General features: G+C 41.5%; 14 protein-coding genes. 10 read left to right on the top strand and 4 right to left on the bottom strand.

Features of this window, described 5'->3' with window-relative positions; all coding sequences use genetic code 11:
• The first annotated feature begins 266 nt into the window (after positions 1-266).
• The 5 genes from argB (at position 267) to HH214_RS22180 (ending at position 6,574) form a co-directional block, all read left to right on the top strand.
• Positions 267-1,058, top strand: a complete 792-nt coding sequence (argB, locus tag HH214_RS19450; protein WP_169610482.1) for an acetylglutamate kinase — start codon at positions 267-269, stop codon at positions 1,056-1,058.
• Positions 1,059-1,064: 6 nt separating this feature from the next.
• Positions 1,065-1,880, top strand: a complete 816-nt coding sequence (gene proC / locus HH214_RS19445) for a pyrroline-5-carboxylate reductase (RefSeq protein WP_169610480.1) — start codon at positions 1,065-1,067, stop codon at positions 1,878-1,880.
• 273 nt (positions 1,881-2,153) lie between these two features.
• Entirely contained in the window at positions 2,154-3,530 is a 1,377-nt protein-coding gene (locus HH214_RS19440) for an aspartate kinase (protein ID WP_169610478.1), read from the top strand.
• Positions 3,531-3,723: 193 nt separating this feature from the next.
• On the top strand, positions 3,724-4,887 hold the full coding sequence (locus HH214_RS22185) for a hypothetical protein (protein ID WP_248282150.1): 1,164 nt from the start codon (positions 3,724-3,726) through the stop codon (positions 4,885-4,887).
• Positions 4,888-4,939: 52 nt separating this feature from the next.
• Positions 4,940-6,574, top strand: coding sequence for an alpha/beta hydrolase family protein (locus HH214_RS22180; protein ID WP_248282149.1), 1,635 nt, complete (start codon positions 4,940-4,942; stop codon positions 6,572-6,574).
• 114 nt (positions 6,575-6,688) lie between these two features.
• Here HH214_RS22180 and gpmA read toward each other — a convergent pair whose 3' ends face one another.
• Entirely contained in the window at positions 6,689-7,378 is a 690-nt protein-coding gene (gpmA, locus tag HH214_RS19430; protein WP_169610476.1) for a 2,3-diphosphoglycerate-dependent phosphoglycerate mutase, read from the bottom strand.
• A gap of 104 nt (positions 7,379-7,482) precedes the next feature.
• Here gpmA and HH214_RS19425 point away from each other — a divergent pair, with 104 nt between their 5' ends.
• The 3 genes from HH214_RS19425 to HH214_RS19415 all read left to right on the top strand — a co-directional run bounded on the left by HH214_RS19425 (position 7,483) and on the right by HH214_RS19415 (position 10,137).
• Positions 7,483-8,082 carry an acetate uptake transporter gene (locus tag HH214_RS19425; protein ID WP_169610474.1) on the top strand — a complete coding sequence of 200 codons (600 nt, stop codon included), beginning with the start codon at positions 7,483-7,485 and terminating at the stop codon, positions 8,080-8,082.
• Positions 8,083-8,106: 24 nt separating this feature from the next.
• Positions 8,107-8,493: an SRPBCC domain-containing protein gene (locus HH214_RS19420; protein ID WP_169610472.1), complete on the top strand. Its 387-nt coding sequence runs from the start codon at positions 8,107-8,109 to the stop codon at positions 8,491-8,493.
• Positions 8,494-8,610: 117 nt separating this feature from the next.
• Positions 8,611-10,137, top strand: a complete 1,527-nt coding sequence (locus tag HH214_RS19415) for an IS1182 family transposase (RefSeq protein WP_169605910.1) — start codon at positions 8,611-8,613, stop codon at positions 10,135-10,137.
• Between the two features lie 170 nt (positions 10,138-10,307).
• On the opposite strand, the gene HH214_RS19410 is transcribed toward HH214_RS19415, so the two are convergent.
• From HH214_RS19410 to HH214_RS19400, 3 genes are all read right to left on the bottom strand, one after another.
• Positions 10,308-11,642, bottom strand: coding sequence for an OmpA family protein (locus HH214_RS19410; RefSeq protein WP_248282148.1), 1,335 nt, complete (start codon positions 11,640-11,642; stop codon positions 10,308-10,310).
• 383 nt (positions 11,643-12,025) lie between these two features.
• A complete protein-coding gene (locus tag HH214_RS19405) occupies positions 12,026-13,204 on the bottom strand; it encodes a trans-sulfuration enzyme family protein (protein WP_169610468.1) in 1,179 nt (392 codons plus the stop codon).
• A 20-nt stretch (positions 13,205-13,224) separates the two neighbouring features.
• Positions 13,225-13,653: an OsmC family protein gene (locus HH214_RS19400; RefSeq protein ID WP_169610466.1), complete on the bottom strand. Its 429-nt coding sequence runs from the start codon at positions 13,651-13,653 to the stop codon at positions 13,225-13,227.
• A 284-nt stretch (positions 13,654-13,937) separates the two neighbouring features.
• Between HH214_RS19400 and HH214_RS19395 the strand changes: the two genes are divergently transcribed.
• The gene (locus tag HH214_RS19395; RefSeq protein ID WP_169610464.1) at positions 13,938-15,176 is read left to right on the top strand and encodes a nucleoside recognition domain-containing protein; all 1,239 of its coding nucleotides are present in this window, start codon (positions 13,938-13,940) and stop codon (positions 15,174-15,176) included.
• 193 nt (positions 15,177-15,369) lie between these two features.
• On the top strand, positions 15,370-20,961 hold the full coding sequence (locus HH214_RS19390) for a PKD domain-containing protein (protein ID WP_169610462.1): 5,592 nt from the start codon (positions 15,370-15,372) through the stop codon (positions 20,959-20,961).
• Positions 20,962-20,966: the final 5 nt, after the last annotated feature.

Genomic DNA, 20,966 nt, shown 5'->3' with positions numbered 1-20,966 from the left:
TAAATTGTAACTAGCAAATTCAGTTGATAGAACTGCAAAATGATGGGTTATGTTTGGATTAGCTGCTAATTCTCCTACCCTTTAAAAAACTCCACTTCTTGTATTATGCATGTATTTTCGAAAGTGCAGAAATTTTCTTACTGTTATGAAAAAGAAATGTATTTGTTCCAGCTATCATCAAAGTATATTTCAATCTGTGTAGTTTATTCCGTTGATATTTCAGTATAATAGCCGCTACATCTCTTTTTTGTAAGTACATCTGTGATATGAAACCATTATACGTTATCAAAATTGGCGGCAACGTTATTGACAATTCTGAAAACCTCTACTATTTTTTGAAAGATTTTACGGCTATTGAAGGCTATAAAATACTGGTACATGGTGGTGGCAAAATAGCTACTCAAATAGGTGAAAGTATGGGTATAGAGAGTAAACTGGTAGATGGCCGCCGCATAACTGATATTGAAACCTTGCGCGTGGTAACAATGGTTTATGCTGGATTGATTAATAAAAACATTGTAGCCCAGTTACAACGCTTCGGCAGTAATGCTATAGGGCTTACCGGTGCTGATGGTGACTTTATACGTGCTAAAAAACGTCCGGTAAAAACTATCGATTACGGCTTTGTGGGCGATTTGGATGAAGGTTCAGTAAATGCAGGTAATATTAGCAGGTTGGTTGAGGCAGATTTTATTCCAGCTTTTTGTGCTTTGACACATGATGGCGATGGACAAATGCTGAACACCAATGCAGATACCATAGCTTCGGCCCTAGCGGTAGCACTTTCACAATATTATGAAACCACACTGGTTTACTGTTTTGAGAAAAAAGGCGTGTTGCAGGATATAAATGATGATGATTCACTAATCCATGACATCAATCCTAAACGGTACGACGAATTAAAAAAACACGAGATTATTCATAGTGGTATGCTACCAAAGATGGATAATGCTTTTGCAGCCATTGCCAATGGCGTACGTGCAGTTATTATCGGTAAGTCAGATGAAATTAATAAACTCAAACAGCAGCAACCATTTGGTACACGTTTAACTCAATAAAAAAGTATGCAAGCAAAACATATAGCCATTTTAGGCAGCGGTAACATTGGCCTTTCCTTAGCTAAAGGATTGGTTAAAGCCCAACAATATCAGCCTCAACAAATTACGTTAACCCGCCGCAACGTAGCAGCCTTAAATGATTTAGCCAATCAAGGGTATCAAACTACTGCCGACAATGCAGCCGCAGTGGCACAAGCAGACATCATTGTTTTAGCTGTGCTTCCGCAGCAACTAAATAAATTATTAGATGAGATCAAACCTAATATTCAGACTGAAAAACAACTATTCATATCGGTTATATCAGGTGTAAGCTGTGAAGATATCCGTCAGTATTTAGGTATGGATGTACAGGTAATCAGGGCTATGCCTAACACGGCCATTGCCATCGGCCACTCTATGACCTGCATTGCTGCCGACCGAGCTGACGCCGAAAACCTGCAATTGGTAAAATCCATGTTTGATACGGTAGGTATCAGCATACAGATTAATGAAGAACTCATGACCTCTGCCACTGCCCTGTGTGCTTGTGGCGTAGCCTTCTTTTTACGTTCCATCCGCGCCGCATCACAAGGTGGTACCGAAATTGGTTTTCACGCCCATGATGCTTTGAAAATGGCTGCACAAACCGCTAAAGGCGCTGCTGACTTGCTACTGCAACTGGCTTCACACCCTGAACAAGAAATTGATAAAGTAACTTCACCTAAAGGTTGTACTATTGCTGGCTTAAATGAAATGGAGCACAATGGCTTTAGTTCAGCCATGATTAAAGGTATTAAACTCTCAGCAGATAAAGCTGGAGTTTTGTACAAGAAAGAAGGTTGATCTGCAAAGTTAAACTGTGGCTATGTTCTGGTGTTTATTTTTTGATGACTTGAACGTACATGAATACCAAAAATACCTTGTTTTGGGTTTAAATATTTGCTGCAAACACCGCTAAAATGGTGTTGTACCTAATACAAATCAGGCTAACTATGAGCAAATTTATTGGTATTCCTATAAGTTCAAAGCTCTAGCTTTATACACTCAACTATAAGCTATGAACTATCAACTAAACACAATAAATTTGCAGCTTTTATAAAAATATATTTCTATATAATGTTAACTGTAGAAAAAATTGGCGGCACCTCTATGAGTGCACTTGCCGATGTAATTGAAAATATAATTCTGTACAAACGTTCTGGTTCTGAGTTGTACAACCGCATTTTTGTAGTGTCGGCTTTTTCTGGTGTAACCAACCTGTTGCTTGAAAATAAAAAGACCGGCGAACCTGGCGTTTATCACTTGATAGTACGGCAACAAGATTTTAAAGGCACGCTGGATAACCTTATTGTTCAGTTAAAACAACTGAATAAAAAATATGAGCCGTTGGGATTGGATTTAGCCACTGCTGATGATTTTATTGAAAAGCACGTGCGACATGCACAACGGTTTCTGGAAAATTTATCGGGCATATTGGCCTCAGGCTATGTAAGCACTGAAGGTATTTTGCAGGCTGCCCGCGAAATCTTAGCGTCTATTGGCGAAACGCACTCAGCATTTGTATTTACCAATATTCTGCAAAACATGGGTATTCATGCTACATTGGTTGATTTAAGTGGCTTTCATGACCACGAGCCTTATACTATTGACCAGCGTATTAAGCACGCCTTTAAGGACATTGATTTTGCTTCTACCATTTGCATTGTTACAGGTTATACTAAAGGTACAGAAGGTATTATGCGCGAGTTTGACCGCGGCTATTCTGAAGTGACTTTCAGTAAAATTGCGGTAGCCTTAAAACCTGGTGAAGTCATTATCCACAAAGAGTATCATCTATGCTCTGCCGATCCTGTAATGGTAGGTATTAATAACTGCATTCCTGTTGGTTTTACAAACTATGATGTAGCCGATCAGTTAGCTGATGTGGGTATGGAAGCCATTCACCCGAAAGCATCTAAACCACTCGAAATTAACAATATTAATTTGCGCATCAAAAACACCTTCGAACCTGAACATCCAGGCACGCTGATTACGCGCGAATATGTATCATCCACCAAGCATGTAGAGGTTATTACCGGCACCAACAAGTTGGTGATAGTGGATATTTACGATCCTTTAATGGTAGGCAATGTAGGTACTGATTTGCAGATTATGCAGATTTTCGCCAAGTATAATGTAAGCTACAACTTCAAAGCTACTAGTGCGAACAGTATCTCTATCGTAATTTGGGAAAAGGATTTAAAAGATGAGTTAATCAAGCAACTGGAAGCTAATTTTGAAAGAATTACGGTTGATAAAGTTGCTATGGTTTGCCTGATTGGTTCCAATATGGACCGTACCGGCTTACTAGCTACTTCAGCACAAGCTTTGGCGGATGCCGGTATTAACATTATTAGTGCAGGTTTTGCTTTACGTAAAGTAAACATCCAGTTTATTGTAGCACGTGAGCATTTCGATCAGGCCGTAATTGCTTTAAATAAAAGCATGAAATAAAAATACCATTAACAATACAGCATAAAGCACCAGAATATATGTCTAATCACTATATTCTGGTGCTTTTTTATTGTAAGCTCTGCATTAGTGCACTGCATTTTTGAATTTATTCATTGTAACTTTTTCATCACCAACCTTTTATCCCACCATTTTTTATACATTTTTAATTAATTAATCAAAACCTCAACTACAAATGCATAAAATTTTACTACTAAGTTTGTTTTCTGCTGCCGGATTTGGTGCTTTCGCCCAAAACAGCAGTAAAAAGCCGCTTGATCATTCCGTTTACGATAGTTGGCAAAGTGTAACCAACGATCGTATTAGTAACGATGGTAAATGGGTGTTGTACGCTGTTAAGCCACAACAAGGTAATGCCAGCTTGGTTATTACAAGCGCTAAAAACACCAATAAACTAACTATACCTCGTGCAGATACAGCCCGTTTTACCAACGACTCAAAATATGCTTTGTTCTTAATACGTCCCTATTATGCGGCTACCCGTATGGCACGCATCAAAAAAAAGCGTCCTGATCAGTTTCCAAAAGACACCTTGGGCTTGATGGTATTAGGCAATACCGCCATCACTAAAATACCTGGCGTTCGTTCATTTAAAGTTGCAGATAAAGCTTCTGTAATTGCCTACTTGGCTCCTTCTGATACTGTAGCTCGCCCAGCTGCTAATGATACTTCACGTCGGGCAATTGCTACCACTATAGCACCACCTACACGCGAAGGAGCTAACCTAACTGTAAGGCAGTTGCTTAACGATAAAGAACGTACTTTCAAATATGTAACCGAATACCAGCTAAGCAAAAATGGTAAAATGCTAGCCTACTCGGTTGTTGCTCCTCGCCGGAGTCGCGATAATGTAAAATCTGGTGTGTATTTGTATGACATTGAAAAAGATGTTATAAAACCAGTAAGCACCGGTCGTGGAACCTACCGCAACATAACTTTCGATGACGCCGGTGTACAGTTAGCTTTCGCTGCTGAAAAGAACCCAGAGAAAGCCTTGATTAAACCTTTCAAGCTATATTACTACAATACTGCAAAAGATAGTGCTATAGTAATTTCAGCAGCTGGTGCACCAGGCATGACAAATAATTGGGCTGTAAGCGGTGATGGCCGTATATACTTCAGCAAAAGCGGCAAAAACCTTTTTTTCGGAACCGCTCCTATCCCTAAAGCGGTGGATACTACCTTAGTTGATTTTGAAACAGCCAAACTTGACATTTGGAACTATAAAGACGATTACCTACAACCGCAACAGTTAAACAATTTGCAACGGGAGTTACGCCGTAGCTACCTGGCTGTAATTCATCCTAATGAGGCTAATCATAAATTGATACAATGCTGATAAAGGCATACAAGAAGTACAACTGGCTGATGGTAGCGATAGCCGCTATGGTTTGGGCGTAACCGATACCGGCGCGCGTATACAAGCTAGTTGGGGCAGCAGCTTACAAGAAGCTTATTTAATTGATACGCGCACAGGTGAACGTCACCGAATTAATGCACGCATGAAAGCGCGTTACAACTTATCGCCAGGGGGCAACTATGTGGTTTGGTTTGATTCAAAAGATCAAAACTGGCACAGCTATGCTATCACTACGGGTAAAACGGTTAATCTGACAGCTTCTACCGGCGTGAAAATGGGTGAAGAAGATAATGATGTACCTGAAGACCCGAACCCTTATGGTATATCAGGCTGGACAGCAGGCGATAAAAGCGTTTTGATATATGATCGTTTTGATCTTTGGAGCATTGACCCAGCTACAGGCATAGCTACCAACTTCACCAATGGTGTCGGGCGTAAACAACATCTTGTTTTCCGCTACCCTATGCCGGGTGGCCGTATGTTCGGTGCAGCTGCCAACCTGGATGATGAAGATCGATATATTTCTACTAAAAAGCCACTGTGGTTACTTACCCAAAATGATGAAACCAAACAGTGGGGCTATTATAAAAAAGCTTTAGGCAGCAGTGCTGCACCACAGCAAATAGTATTATTGCCTTACCGTTATGGTAATCTGCAAAAAGCCAAGCTGGCTGATGTGTACATCTACACAAAAGAAAGTTATCAGCAATCGCCTAACCTGTATGTTTCTTCAGACTTGAAAAAAGAAATGCAGCTTAGCAACATTAACGCGCAACAAGCACAATACAATTGGGGTACTGCAGAACTGGTGCACTGGACGACTCCAGTAGGGCATAATTCTACAGGTATTCTTTATAAACCAGAAAATTTTGATCCAACCAAAAAGTATCCAATGCTGGTATATTTTTACGAGAAGGTTAGCGAAACCTTATACAGCTACGTACCACCAGCACCTACCCCATCACGTTTGCCTATCTCTTTTTTTGTAAGCAATGGTTATTTGGTATTCACGCCTGATATCAGCTATACTACTGGTCATCCTGGGGCATCGGCTGTAGAATATGTTAATTCTGGCGTACAAGCTTTAGAGAAAAACCCTTGGGTAGATAGCAAGCACGTGGGCATTCAGGGACAAAGCTGGGGCGGCTATCAGGTAGCTTACCTGATTACACAAACCGATATGTATGCAGCCGCTTGGGCTGGTGCTCCGGTAGCTAACATGACCTCAGCCTATGGCGGTATTCGCTGGGAAAGCGGTATTACCCGTGAAGGCCAGTATGAACGCGGTCAAAGCCGCATTGGCGTTAACTTGTGGGACAATCCTAACCTGTACATTGAAAATTCACCTTTATTTTATTTACCTAATGTACATACGCCGGTAGTTATTATGTCGAATGATAAAGATGGAGCTGTGCCATGGTACCAGGGTATTGAAATGTTTTCGGCCTTGCGCCGCTTAGGCAAACCAGTATGGTTGCTACAGTACAATGATGAAGCACATAACTTGGTTCAGCGTCGTAACCGTAAGGATATTAGCATACGTGAACAGCAATACTTTGATCATTTCCTGAAAGGTGCTCCTATGCCAGTATGGATGGACAAAGGCGTTCCGGCTGTTGACAAAGGCCGAGACTGGGGCTTAGCATTAAGTACTGAAGACCAGTAAGAGCTAAGATATTTTATACATTAAAAAGCCCGTAAGATACTGAGGTGAATACTTCATCAAAGTCTTACGGACTTTTACTTTTTACACTGACTCACAACTTAACTATCTTTCAATTTAATCCAGATAGTAATGCCTGATTTGGTTTAAGCGATCATCCAATTCATACACCCAAGGAGTCCCGGTGGGTATATCCAGTTGAGTTACCTGCTCATCCGTCAGGTTGTCAATATACTGTATCAAGGCGCGCAAACTATTGCCATGCGCACAAATAATCACCTTTTGATTTTGCCGTAAGGCTGGTATAATACTTTCGTGCCAGAAAGGTAGTGCCCTATTCATGGTTTCACTTAAATTTTCAGTTAAAGGCAACTCGCGATAGGTTAAATCATTGTACCGCAAGTAGTGACCAGGAAAACGTTCATCATCTTCAGCTATTGCTGGTGGATGTTCATGCGGATCTCGCCGCCATTTGTGTACTTGTTCTTCGCCATACTTGGCAATAGTTTCTTCTTTGTTTAAGCCTTGTAAAGCTCCATAAAAACGTTCGTTTAACCGCCACGATTTTTGTACTGGTATCCACAACATGTCCATCACATCTAAAACTGTGTGCAAAGTTTTAATAGAACGTTTAAGTACCGAGGTAAATCCAACATCAAAAGTATAACCGTGTTTTTTCAACAACTGCCCGGCATGTTCAGCCTGTTTGCAGCCTTCTGCCGATAAGTCAACATCCGTCCAACCGGTAAAGCGGTTTTCCAAATTCCATACACTTTCGCCATGGCGCAATAAAACTAGTTTTTGCATATACAAAATATAACCAATAAGCCTTAAATGAGTTTGTTGTAAATTGGATATTGAGCAACGAATTGATTATATTGGCTGCTTAACCCAATTAAAACCTTCTTGTTATGATTCCAACAACTCCTGTTGTGGTGAAGGATGGCATTGCCAACCCTGCACCACTTGGCCTGTGTGCCTTTGGTTTAACAACCGTATTACTCAACATTCACAATGCCGGCTTTACCGAACTAAGTTCCATGATATTAGCTATGGGTATTTTTTATGGCGGCCTAGCGCAAGTTATTGCTGGTATCATAGAAGTGCGTAAAAACAATACCTTTGGCCTTACCGCTTTTGTTTCTTATGGATTTTTCTGGTTATCGTTAGTTGGATTGATTGTTATGCCTAAGCTAGGCTGGATAGCTGCCCCTAGTGATGCCAGTATGGCGGCTTATTTAGCTATGTGGGGCCTATTTACCTTATGCTTGTTTTTCGGCACCCTACGGCTTAGCCGAGCTTTACAATTCATTTTTGCTACGTTAACCATTCTTTTTTTCTTGCTTGCTATGGGACATACTACCAGCAATAAGGGCATTGAACATTTTGCCGGCTATGAAGGCATTGTATGCGGCGCATCAGCCATATACACAGGTATAGCTAATGTACTTAATGAAGTATATAATAAAACCGTATTGCCGATTGGCACCGTAGTAAAGCACGAAGTATAGTATTTATTTACGTAAATTGCGGAGGTGAAAGATTATAAAAAATATTATATAGTTCCGGCTATGCCTGAGGAAATCTATCCGGCGCTAACCAATCCATTTACCATAGAACTGTGGACCGGTGAGCCGGCAGAAATGTCGACCACACCTGATACAGAATTCTCGATGTGGGATGGCAGTATTATAGGCAAAAACCTGGAGTTTGAGCAGGATAAAAAAATTGTACAACAATGGTACTTTGACGGGCAGAATGAACCATCTATAGTTACTATTAAGTTGCACCCCGATAAACAGGGTTCATCATCAGTGGAATTACGACACATCAATATTCCGGATGAAGCTTACCAGGATATGGTTGAAGGCTGGAACGATAGTTACTTTGGTGGATTAATCAGCTTTTTTGAAGGTATATAGGGCGAATTTATTCGCTGCATCAACTTTAATCAACACATTTCATATCAAATAAAATAAGAGGCTGTCTGAAAAGGGCAGCCTCTTATTGTTTTAAGGAGATTTTTGTATCTTAAAGACATGGGAGGCAAGATAGTCTTTAAGGAATATGATCCAGACCAGTTAACGTTTTTACCGTACAAACTGGAGGAACTGGTACCGACAGGTCATCCGGTCCGTATCGTTAAACAGGTCGTGGACACGGTAGATGTCAAACCGATCAACCGGAAGTACAAAGGCGGCGGGGCGTCAAGTTTCCATCCCCGGCTGATGCTGAAGCTGCTGGTTTACGGCTATCTGACCAATACTTATTCCTCACGCAAACTGGAAGAACAGGCCGCGCAGAACGTACACTTCATGTGGCTTTTAGGGATGAAAAAGCCCGACCACAACACCATCAACCGTTTTCGCAGCGAGAAGTTGTCAGGCGTCTTAAAGCAGATCTTCTCACAAATCGTGTTGCTGCTCGAGCAGGAAGGTATCGTATCCTTGAAAGAAGCCGTTTTTACTGATGGTACCAAGATCGAATCAGCGGCGAACAAGTACACCTTCGTATGGGGCAAAAACATCAAGGCGAATAAAGATAAGATGAAAGCCCAGCTTGATGAACTGTGGGGTTATGCGCAAAGCATTGCCGCCGAAGAACTAAAAGATACAGCGCCCTTGGAATATAGTGAGATCAACCCGGAGAAAGTAAAGGAAACCATCTCAAAGATCAATGCAGCCTTAGATGATAAAGAAGACGTAGACAAAAAAGTAAAGCAAAAGCTGAACTACGCAAAGAAGCACTGGCCGGAGAGCCTGGCACGGTATGACGAGCAGGAAAAGTTATTAGCCGGCCGTAACAGCATGTCAAAGACCGACCCGGATGCCACCTTCATGCGGATGAAGGAAGACCATATGCTGAACGGACAACTTAAGCCGGCCTATAACCTGCAGATATCCACCCAGGAGCAATTCATCCTTAATTATACCCTGCATCAAACCTCAACCGATTACCAAACCTTGTCTTCCCATATTGAACAATACCAAGCCTTATATAAAGACCTGCCCAAAGCCATTGTTGCCGACACCGGCTACGGATCGGATGAGAACTACGGTGTGTTAGCGCGAAAAGGCATTGAGGCTTACATCAAATACAATACGTTCGATAAGGAACAAAAGGACGGTATCAAAGCGTTCAGTAACGACAGCCTGCATTATAACGAAGCGGAGAATTACCTTGTTTGTCCGATAGGTCAATGGATGGCGCATATCGGTAACGGTCAGCGAGTCACTTCATCTGGTTTTGTACAACTGATCAGCCGTTACCGTGCCCAGAACTGTGAAGGTTGCCCGATGCGTGGTGTTTGCCATACTACACAGGGTAACCGGGTCGTTGAGATCAACCACAGCCTAAGACAACATAAACAGGCAGCCAAAGAACGGTTGAATACAGAACAGGGTATCAACCTCAGGAAACGAAGGCCGGCCGATGTGGAACCGGTATTCGCCCAATTAAAGCATAACCATGGCTTCAGACGATTCCTGCTGAAAGGGATGTCCAAGGCCGAGGTCGAAATCGGCTTATTATCCATCGCACATAACCTAAGAAAATGGAAAACCTGAAAACAAGCTTTTTATAGACTTTTAGAACCTGTTAGAATCAATCCCCCGGTTCTTAAACGGCTGCTGACATCTTTCACTCAACCTTCCAACCAAAAATCATAACTAAATAAAAAACCGCCTCATATTTGACTTATGAGACGGCCTCTTCTATTAATCACAAATTATTATCGTTAAAACAGGGTGAACTCAACACGACGGTTTTGTTGACGACCTGCCGCAGTTTTGTTTGATGCAATAGGTTGGGTTTGGCCATAGCCAGTTGCTTCGATACGTGATGGATTAGCGCCTTTGCTTACTAAGTAAGATTTCACAGATTCAGCACGATCTTTTGATAAACGCAAGTTCAATTCAGCAGAACCAGTGTTATCAGTATGGCCAGCTAATTTCAAGCTAAAATTTTTGTTTACTAACAATTCAGCTACGCGGTCTAAGCTTTCAAAAGAATGCTCACGAATAGTAGCTTTACCCAAGTCGAACTCTAAGTTTCTGATAGCTTCTTTAACTACTTTGCGGTCTTCTTCAGTAACATATACCCTTACCGGAGCTACTGGAGTAGGCAGTGCACAACCAGAACCATCAACTTTAGTACCAGCTGGTGTGTTAGGGCACTTATCTGCAATATCCAATACACCGTCACCATCGCTATCTGTAGTTAAGCGAGCTAAGTTAGCGTTGGTAGTGTTCAGATCGTTACGTAATTGATCGTTTTGTCCTTTTTGTTGTTCTAATTGCATTTGCAAAGCACGCTCAGACATTAAGTACTCAGTACGCATTGAAGATACCGGGTTATGACGAGCTAATTGTGGTTTTGAACGTTTGCCTAAAGCGAACTCTAAACCAGCGTGAGCGTAAGCAAATTTATCATTGCTGTTACCGTAAGTGTAACCATCTACGTTATCACTTTGTACAAAGTTAACTTGATAACCTAAATCTAAGTTGATACCTGGAGCCAAACCTACTTTTAAACCAGCACCCACTGGAATGTAGAATTGGTGGTAATCATTGCTACGTGCATTTGGGTTTTGTGATGAAGATACACTATTGTACAATGATGTGCTATAAGCCATTGAACCACCACCTACAGTAACATATGGTTGTAACAAGCTCTTGTTATGTAACCAGTTGATGTTTGCAATAGTAATGTTTGCACTAATGTCAACCGCATATTTAATTTTAGTTTCAAACTTGTTGTACGCATAAGTTGCATCAGCAGGTGTAGTGCCTTGTACGTGACCTCTAAAGAAATCGGCTTGTAAGCCTAATGAGTGTAAAATTTGTTTTTTGATGTAACCACCGTAACCCCATCTTTCATTTGGTGTTCTGTAGTCGTTCTCTTTACCGCGCAGGATTGTATAAGGTGTAAGAATACCACCATTTAAACCGATTGACCATGTACGGAAGTTATCGCTGCCAGAGAATGGCTGCACATAACTTTTTGACATGGCAGTAGTATCAGGAGTTTGTGCAAATAGTTTGCTGCTGATTACCACTCCTGTGAGTAACATGGCAGATTTTTTTAAATTCATTTTCATATTGTACAAATTTTTGTTCTTGCTGTACCTGTATTAACAACTTACAGCATGCGCTCCATTAGTCAACATTAATGCCATTAATCAAACGATTAACTAAAATAATGTTTGTGAAAAACTGAGAGAACAAAAAATTGCACCTCCACTAAACTGTTAACAAATTATTAATAATGAGCAGTTTACGAAACAGTTAGAATACAGCTATACCGTTATTGTAATCGGTTTAAATAATTTAAATTTTGAACGTATATAAAGCTTTTGGCACCTGTTCAAAATTCTATACAGTTAGTTTTACAATTGTAAGTTGTGTATCTACTAAGCAACACTACTGTATTCAATACATACACAACTTAATTTTTTTACACAGCGCTTTTCTCAAGTGCTTGTGTAATATCAGCAATAATATCTTCAACCTTTTCTAATCCAGCTGATATACGGATAAGCCCCGGGGTAATGCCTACGGCAGCACGTTGTTTATCTGTTAGTTTAGAATGTGTAGTGCTGGCAGGATGCGAAGCGATACTGCGGCTATCGCCCAAGTTGGCGGTAACAGAAAGCATATCTAAAGCATCCAGAAACTTACGACCTGCTTCCAAGCCGCCCTTTATTTCGAAACACAATATACCGCCGCCTGAAGTCATTTGCTTTTTAGCAATTTCATATTGTGGGTGGCTGGGCAGAAATGGATATTTTACCCAAGCCACTTGCGGATGATCTTGTAAAGTTTCGGCTATTTTCAAAGCGTTTTCACAATGACGTTGCAAGCGCACATCTAAAGTTTCTAAACTTTTACTAAGTACCCAAGCATTAAAAGGTGCTAAAGATGGTCCCGTATTGCGGCAGAACAAATAAATTTCTTTTACCAGATCGGCACGACCTATAATAATTCCGCCCATTACACGGCCTTGCCCATCAATCCACTTTGTGGCCGAATGAACAATGATATCAGCGCCATATTCAGCTGGCTTTTGCAATAAAGGTGTCGCAAAGCAATTATCTACGTTTAAAATTAAATTATGCTTTTTAGAGAAAGCACCCGCCCAAGCTAAATCAATTACTTCTAATTGAGGGTTGGTTGGCGTTTCCAAGTACACCATTTTAGTGTTAGGCTGTACGGCAGCTTCCCAGGCAGCTTCATCATTAGCCGGAACCAATGTACAGGTAATACCATAACGAGGCAGATACTTGGTAACCACAGTAAAGGTGCTCCCGAATACAGAACTACAGCATAATAAATGGTCGCCTTGCTGAAGCAAAGCCAGCATAGATGAGAATACGGCACTCATACCTGTTGAGGTAGCAAAACCATCATCTACTCCTTCCAGCATACACATTTTCGTAATAAATTCATCCACATTAGGATTACTGAACCGACTGTATATATTATCATCCGATTCATCAGCAAAGGCAGCTCGCATACTTTCGGCTTCATCAAAAGTGAAGCTGCTGGTTAAGTACAACGGCGTTGAATGTTCGTGTTGTTGTGTTCGTGGTGTTTGTATGCGTATAGCTTTACTTATAGGGTGTAAATCTGACATAAATAAATTTTAAAGTTTAATTATTTTGCAGGATGTACAAACACCTGCCAGTTAATAGTAGCGCCGGCTTTTTCAAGAGTGGTCGATACTGAGCAATATTTATTGAATGATAATTCTGCAGCACGTTTAGCTTTTTCTTCATCAACGTTGCCTTCCAAATGTATCTCGATGGTGATATTTTTCCATAATGAAGGTTCAATACCAGCTTCACGATCACCTTTAATTTGCATTCGATAGCCGGTTATCTCCTGCCGTTGCTTTTTCAATATGCTCACCACATCAATTGCAGAGCATCCTCCTAAACCCATCAGCAACATCTGCATGGGGCGTACACCAAAATTCTGGCCGCCCATTTCAGGGTTACTATCCATACGTACAGTATGGCCATTTTCATCATAGGCTTCAAAGCCATAATCTCCGTTTACACGGCTTAGTTCAATTACAGACATTGTATAGTTCTTGTATGCGGCTAATTTAGAATTTTGAGCCTGAATGTTTGTTCAATTTGCGTAAATTGATAGGTTTAGCCACAAATATATTACACGTGCCGACTTTAAACCTCTGCTAAATTCAACGTAACTTAGTTCAGCCCGAGGTTAATCTATAAATTTTAGCAGTAATACTTTTTTAATGAAAAGGACAGATCATTCTATACAGTTACTGATAAAAACAGATCAGCTTACATTAAATTTGCACAGCACTTTTGCCCTTCACCAATATTTAATAATACTACATGGCCTTAAATTATATTTGGGTAGCCTTATTCCTGATTGCGTTTGTAATTACTTTAGGTAAGCTTATATTTTTAGGTGATGTAGATGCGTTTCAAAAACTGGTGGAAGGTTTGTTTGATTCTTCCAAGTCGTCAGTGATGGATATTGCACTACCACTTATTGGCAATATGGCTCTTTGGCTAGGTATACTGAATATCGGTGAAAAGGCAGGTGCTATACGTTTTTTGTCACGGCTGGTAGGTCCATTTTTTAATCGTTTGTTTCCGGAAGTACCTAAAAACCATCCAGCTACCGGACAAATGATGATGAACTTTTCGGCTAACCTGCTGGGTCTGGATAATGCCGCTACCCCTTTAGGGCTGAAAGCAATGAGCAGCTTACAGGAACTAAACCCTAATCCGGAAACAGCTTCCAATGCACAAATTATGTTTTTGGTACTGCATACCTCTGGCCTTACCCTGCTGCCAATTGGTATTATTGCCCAACGGGCCATATTAGGTGCGCATGACCCGACTGACATTTTTATTCCGTGCATTATTGCCACCTACGTAGCTACTGTAGTTGGCTTGCTGGCAGTTGCTGTTAAACAACGTATCAATTTACTGGATAGTGTTGTACTAGCCTGGTTGGTAGGCTTAACAGCTTTTATTGGCTTAGTGGTATGGTACTTTACCGTTTATTTAAGCCATGACCAAATTAGTTTGATATCAAAAGTTACCAGCAACCTACTGCTGTTTATTATTCCGATCATTTTTATTACTGGTGGGCTTTATAAAAAAGTAAACGTGTTTGAGGCTTTTGTAGAAGGAGCCAAAGGCGGCTTTGAAACGTCGGTACGCATCATCCCCTACCTGGTGGCTATGCTGGCTGCCATCAGTGTATTTCGTACATCAGGCGCTTTGGGATATTTTGTAGATGGCTTTAAATGGCTGTTCAGTTTTTTGCAGGTAGATACCCGTTTTACCGACGCATTACCAGTTGCCCTCATGAAACCATTAAGCGGCTCGGGTGCCCGGGCCATGATGCTGGATACCATGAAAACATTTAAGCCTGACAGTTTTATTGGCCGCATGGCTTGCGTATTTAATGGTTCAGCTGATACTACATTTTATATAGTGGCTTTGTACTTTGGCTCGGTAGGTATCAAAAAAACACGTTATGCTGTGCCTGCGGGCTTAATTGCCGACTTGGCAGGCGTAATTGCCGCCATACTGGTTACTTATTTATTTTTCGGATAAATCAGTAATTTATACTCATATACTCCTTACACTATTCGCAATATTATTTCCGATTTAACACAACGTTTTTAGTTTCAATTAACCTTCTTAAAGCAAAACAATACTTTTCTGCAATATAGCTATAACCGATATTCAGCTTAAGCCGTATAACCATGCAGTGAATATTTGTCGATTCCCCCTAGTTGCTTTTTGAATGAATAAAATTTCTACAAAAACTATTTCCGGTTTTTTCACGGCCTTTTTAGTGTGTTTTTTAGGATTTGCTGCAACTGCACAAACCGTAAACATACGTACAGTGGATGCAGGGCCTTATGCGCCCGGCTCAACCATAACTGCACTAATTACGGTTAACGACGATGGCGGAAACATCTCGGTACGTAATAATTCGTTTGATTTATACCTATCAGATGCAAACGGCAGCTTTACTAACGAAACCAAAATTGGTTCGTACAGTGGCTTTTATGCCACCTTTGTAAATGGTATATTACCTAGTGGACTTGCACCAGGTACCAATTACCAGCTACGCATAAAAACAACCCAACCCGTTACTACCAGCTCACCTTCAAGTGCTTTTACAATAAATGCTGGTATAGGTGTACAGGCCGGAACCACTTCACCTGCTGTAATTAACCAATCTTATCCGGAAATATTTGGTACTTGTTTTCCGCAAGATAATTACAAGTTTAGCTTTACCAATGCATCCAGCACTGGTGCAACAGCAACAGCTACATTTTATGATGATTTAAACCAAACAGCTACGAGCGCCAACAACATTCCCTTAAGCAATATCGGGTATGATTTCACAGCTCGTAACAGCAACTATACCATTTATGTTAAAGCCATTAACAACAACATTGTTGGTACAAAGGCTTATTTGTTGATAAACAACAACATCAGTAATAGCTTTCAAACACAGAATTCATCAACCATTTGTTTGCAGGGTAACCAGAATGCTACAGTAAGTTATAGCGCAAATTTAGCTGGTAATGGGGGCTTACAAACTAACTTCCCAGGAACGCTGTATACCATTGACTGGGGTGATGAATCAAAAACTGATTTAACTTTTTACCAAATTAAAGCTAACAATGGTGTATTAACACACAGCTATGGTGTGTCTTCATGCGGTTCTAAAAACGCACAAGGTCAGATTACTAATAAGTTCACTATTTCATTTACAGTATCACCACCTTACTGTCCTGACCAGTCTAAAACACTAAGTGGAGATCAGGCTGTATTATCACCACCTAAAAATATTATTAGTGGTCCGAACAGGGCTTGTACAGGTGTACCCGTAACATTCTTTAACACTTCATATGCCGGTCAGATTACAAATCCGGCTACTGGCGCTACTTCTTGCGAAAACGTAAGTGCTACTTACCAATGGTATGTAGATGGAGTGGCTGTAGGCCCATCAAACGTTCCTGTAGGTGCACCATTTACCTACACATTCCCGAGAGCAGGTAACTATAATGTATCTTTACGTTTAACTAGTACGCAAAGTGCCTGTACTGCGGCTGATGCATCAAAAGCAGTTTGCGTTACTGATGCACCCAAACCTGATTTTACCATACCTGCCAATGTTTGTCTTGAACAGGGTGTAGTAACCCCAGTTGACAAATCCGTTATCATGACAAACTGCCCGGACATGCCCATAAAGTATACCTGGACGGTAACACCTTCAGATGGAGTACTTTTTGCTAATGGCACCAATGCCAACAGTACTACACCGCAGTTTCAGTTTACAACACCAGGCGTTTACAATGTGGTATTACAGATTGATAATAGTACCTGCGATCCGGCAAACAGTGCACCACAAACTATTAAGGTAAGTAATGCGCCTGTGGCAGTTTTATCAGCAGACTTTTCTTTATGCGGCACGGGTCGTACATTAAAGTTTGATGATGATGCAAATAACCAAACTTACACGAAGCTAACCGGTACAAGTAATGAGAACGAAAACACTTATCACTGGCAAGTTACCGCTGCAGATGGTAATATGCAACCAGTCACGTTTGCAGATGGAACAGCAGCAAACAGCAAGTATCCCCATATCTTATTCTCTAGTTATGGCACTTATTCAGTAACAGTATCTCAAAAAAATGATTGCGGCCAGGTAACCTCAAACACGCAGAACATTACCTTTAAAGAAGCACCAACTGTTCACCCGGGTGGTGATCAAACGGTATGTCCGGCTGATAACTTAACTGTACAGTTAAATGGTAGTGTGGATGGCAGCTATAATTCACTAAATTGGAGTACAAGTGGTAGCGGTTCTTTCTCTAACAGTTCTATCTTAAACCCGATTTATACACCTAGCGCAGCGGATAAGAGTGCAGGTAATGTAAAATTAACTTTAACAATCAATACTTCGCTACCGGGGGATTGTGCTACCATAAACGATTATTTAACGCTAACGATTAATCCAGCTAATACAGGTACCAGCACCACTACTAAAACTATTTGTACCGGTAACACCGTTACTTATACACCTACTTCAAATGTTGATGGTAGTATATTTACCTGGACAGTGACAGATCACTCTAATAGCGTAAGTGGCTATACCGCATCTGGTTCGGGTGATATTAATGATTTATTAACCAACTCATCATCTACCACTTCCGGAACGGTAACTTACCAGATTACTCCTCGCGCCAACAATTGTGATGGTACACCATTTAACTTGGTAGTTACTGTTAATCCGAAACCAGTGCTTACTGTAACTGGACCAGCCAATAACACCCTGTGCAGCGGCCAGCCAGCAGGTATTACCTTAGCTTCTTCGGTAAGTAGTACCCAATATACCTGGACTGCTGTTGCGAACGGCAGCATCACTGGTGCTATGAGCCAAACTACACCTACCAGCAACACTTCGATAAATGATGTACTGGTAAATAGCAGCACTACAGCTGGTACGGTAACGTATACCATTACACCAATTAATACAGCATCAGCCGACAATTGTGCGGGTTCGTCAGAAACTATCACCATCACGGTGCAGCCTGCAACACCAGATGCTGCTGCCGGCGATGATGCTGTTTTGTGTAATCAAAGCACCTATCAATTAGCTGGGAATAACGTAACAACACCTTTTTCAGGCGCCTGGACCTTAGTTTCTGGCCAATCAGGCGTAACATTTGACGATGCCAGCCAGCCTAATACTACCGTTAGCGGCTTAAGAGCTGGGCAAGTTTATACTTTTAGATGGACTATAAACGGCGTATCGCCTTGTGGTCCTAAATACGATGAGGTAACTGTTACTGTTAATCCACCTATCAGCAACAACACCATTACGCTGAACGATCAAACTACTTGTGCAGGGCAAACTATCAACATTACGGGCAGTAACCCAACCGGTGGTAGCGGAGCTTACACCTACTTGTGGGAAAGCAGCTTAGATAATATTAGCTGGACTCCACTTTCAAATCAGACCAACAGTAACTTGATTGTACAGGTAACGCAAAGCATCTACTTCCGCCGTTCAGTAAACTCAGCTACTTGTACTGATGATAAAAGTAACGTAGTGCGTGTAAACACTCTGGCGGCTATCAGTAATAATATCATTACTGCAGATCAAACTACGATATGCGTTAACCATACCGCTGGTCAGCTTACAGGCAGTACCCCAACAGGTGCCGATGGTAACTTTATTTACCAATGGCAAAGTAGTACTGATGGCGGTGCAACCTGGGCTAACATCAGTGGTGCTACCGATCTGAATTATACTACACCGGTGCTTATTAACTCTGTGCAGTATCGTCGTATTGTAAGCACTGTAGTATGTACAGGTGAGCAAAGCAATATCAGCAATATCATAACTATAACCGTTAACCCAGATGCGAAAGCAGTAGTTAACTGGACTACCGATGTAGGTTGCGTGCCCTTCGCACTTACCTCTCAAAACATTGTGGCTATCGATTATCCTGACCGTAACGGGCTATACACTTGGTATGCTAATGGCGTACAAATTGGTACAGGCGTTACCTTCCCGGGCTATACCATTGCCAGTGATGGCCAGTCGGTAGAAATTAAGTTGGAAGTTGCCAGCAAATTTGGTTGTGAGCCAGCAGTGTTTACCCATACCTTTACCACCACCAAAAATGTAACGGCCAGCTTTGTGCCAAGCGTTACCAAAGGCTGCGGTAGCGTAACAGTACAGTTCACCAACACATCTTCACCTATAGGCGGCGCTACTTACCACTGGGATTTTGGTAATGGTCAAACTTCGAACGAGGTGCAGCCTGCCCCGGTAACTTACACCGCCGGTACCGATGGTAAAGATGTTACTTACAACGTAGTATTAACTGCTATTACCACCTGTGGCAACAACACTACTACACCTCAGGTTATTACAGTTAAGCCAGCCATTCCTATAGCCCGGCTATCACCTAGTACCACTACAGGCTGTGCGCCACTAACGTTCACGGTTGATAATATATCACCCGGTACCAACACCAGCTACACTTACCATGTGGTAAATGCAAGCGGTATTGATGTACTAACACCAATAACCATTTCTGATAAATCGTCACAGCAAATCACAATTCCGAACTCAGGCAATTACTCGATCTACCTGGAAGCTACCAGTGAATGTGCAACCGGTAAAAGTACGCCTATAGCCATACAGGTATCACCGCGTTCCTTGTTCCCGGGCTTGGCAACAGCGCCTAATGCTGAAAGAACAGGATGTGCTCCGCTAACGGTTAGTTTCCAGAACACTAGCCAAGGGGCTACCTCATACGTGTACGATTGGAACGATGGCACTAAAACATCTGCCACAGATACTAATCCATACACGCATACCTTTACTACCGCAGGGGTTTACCATGTAGTGTTATATGCATCTAACGATTGTTCTCAAAATGCGCCATCGGATGCAATAACTATTACCGTTAACGCCAGCCCTGCTCCTGCTTTCACAATAGATAATCAGAATACCTGTAACAAATCTAATGTGACCTTTACCAATAACACGCCTGAAAACACCAGTACACAATCAAACGATTTAATTTATGCTTGGGATTTCGGTGATGCTAATGCTACAACTGATAATCCGAACACATCAACCTTACGCACACCGGCAGCACATACGTATGATTATACCAAATCGCCTTACACAGTAACCTTAACTGCTACCAGCAGAAGCACTGGTTGCAGTAGTTTTACTACGCAGCAGGTTATAGTAAATGCACCAGCATTAGCCGATTTCAAAGCTGAGCCCGATAGTGTAATCTCATATCCAAATTATGAATTTACCTTTAAAGACCTGACCAAGAACAATCCTGTTGCGTGGCAATGGAACTTCGGCGACCCTAAAGCTTCAGCGTCTCACCCGAACACTTCTACTTTGCAAAACCCAATTCACCTATATTCCGACACTGGCTTATATAAAGTAACATTAACCGCTATTAATAAATATTGCGGTACTACCAAGGTTCGCTATGTACGCATCAATGGTGTACCAGGGCAATTATACGTGCCGAATGCTTTTGAACCATCTAGCAGCATGTTGGAATTGCAAACGTTTAAAGCTAAAGGTTCAGGGTTAAGTGCATGGCATATGCGCATTTTCAACAACTACGGTCAGCTGATTTGGGAAACCACTAAGCTGGACAGCAAAGGCGCACCAATGGAAGGTTGGGATGGCACATACAAAGGCGCTGCCGTACCACAAGGCGTGTACATCTGGCAGATTGAAGCAGAGTTTATTAATGGTTCTTCCTGGAAAGGCATGACTTACGATAACTCATCACCTAAACGAACCGGAGCTATACATTTAATAAGATAAGCTAA

Source organism: Mucilaginibacter robiniae (genome assembly GCF_012849215.1).
In the GTDB taxonomy this organism is placed as follows: Bacteria; Bacteroidota; Bacteroidia; order Sphingobacteriales; family Sphingobacteriaceae; genus Mucilaginibacter; species Mucilaginibacter robiniae.
The sequence above is the reverse complement of the archived record's forward strand: the minus strand, read 5'-3'. Positions and strand labels throughout refer to the sequence as shown.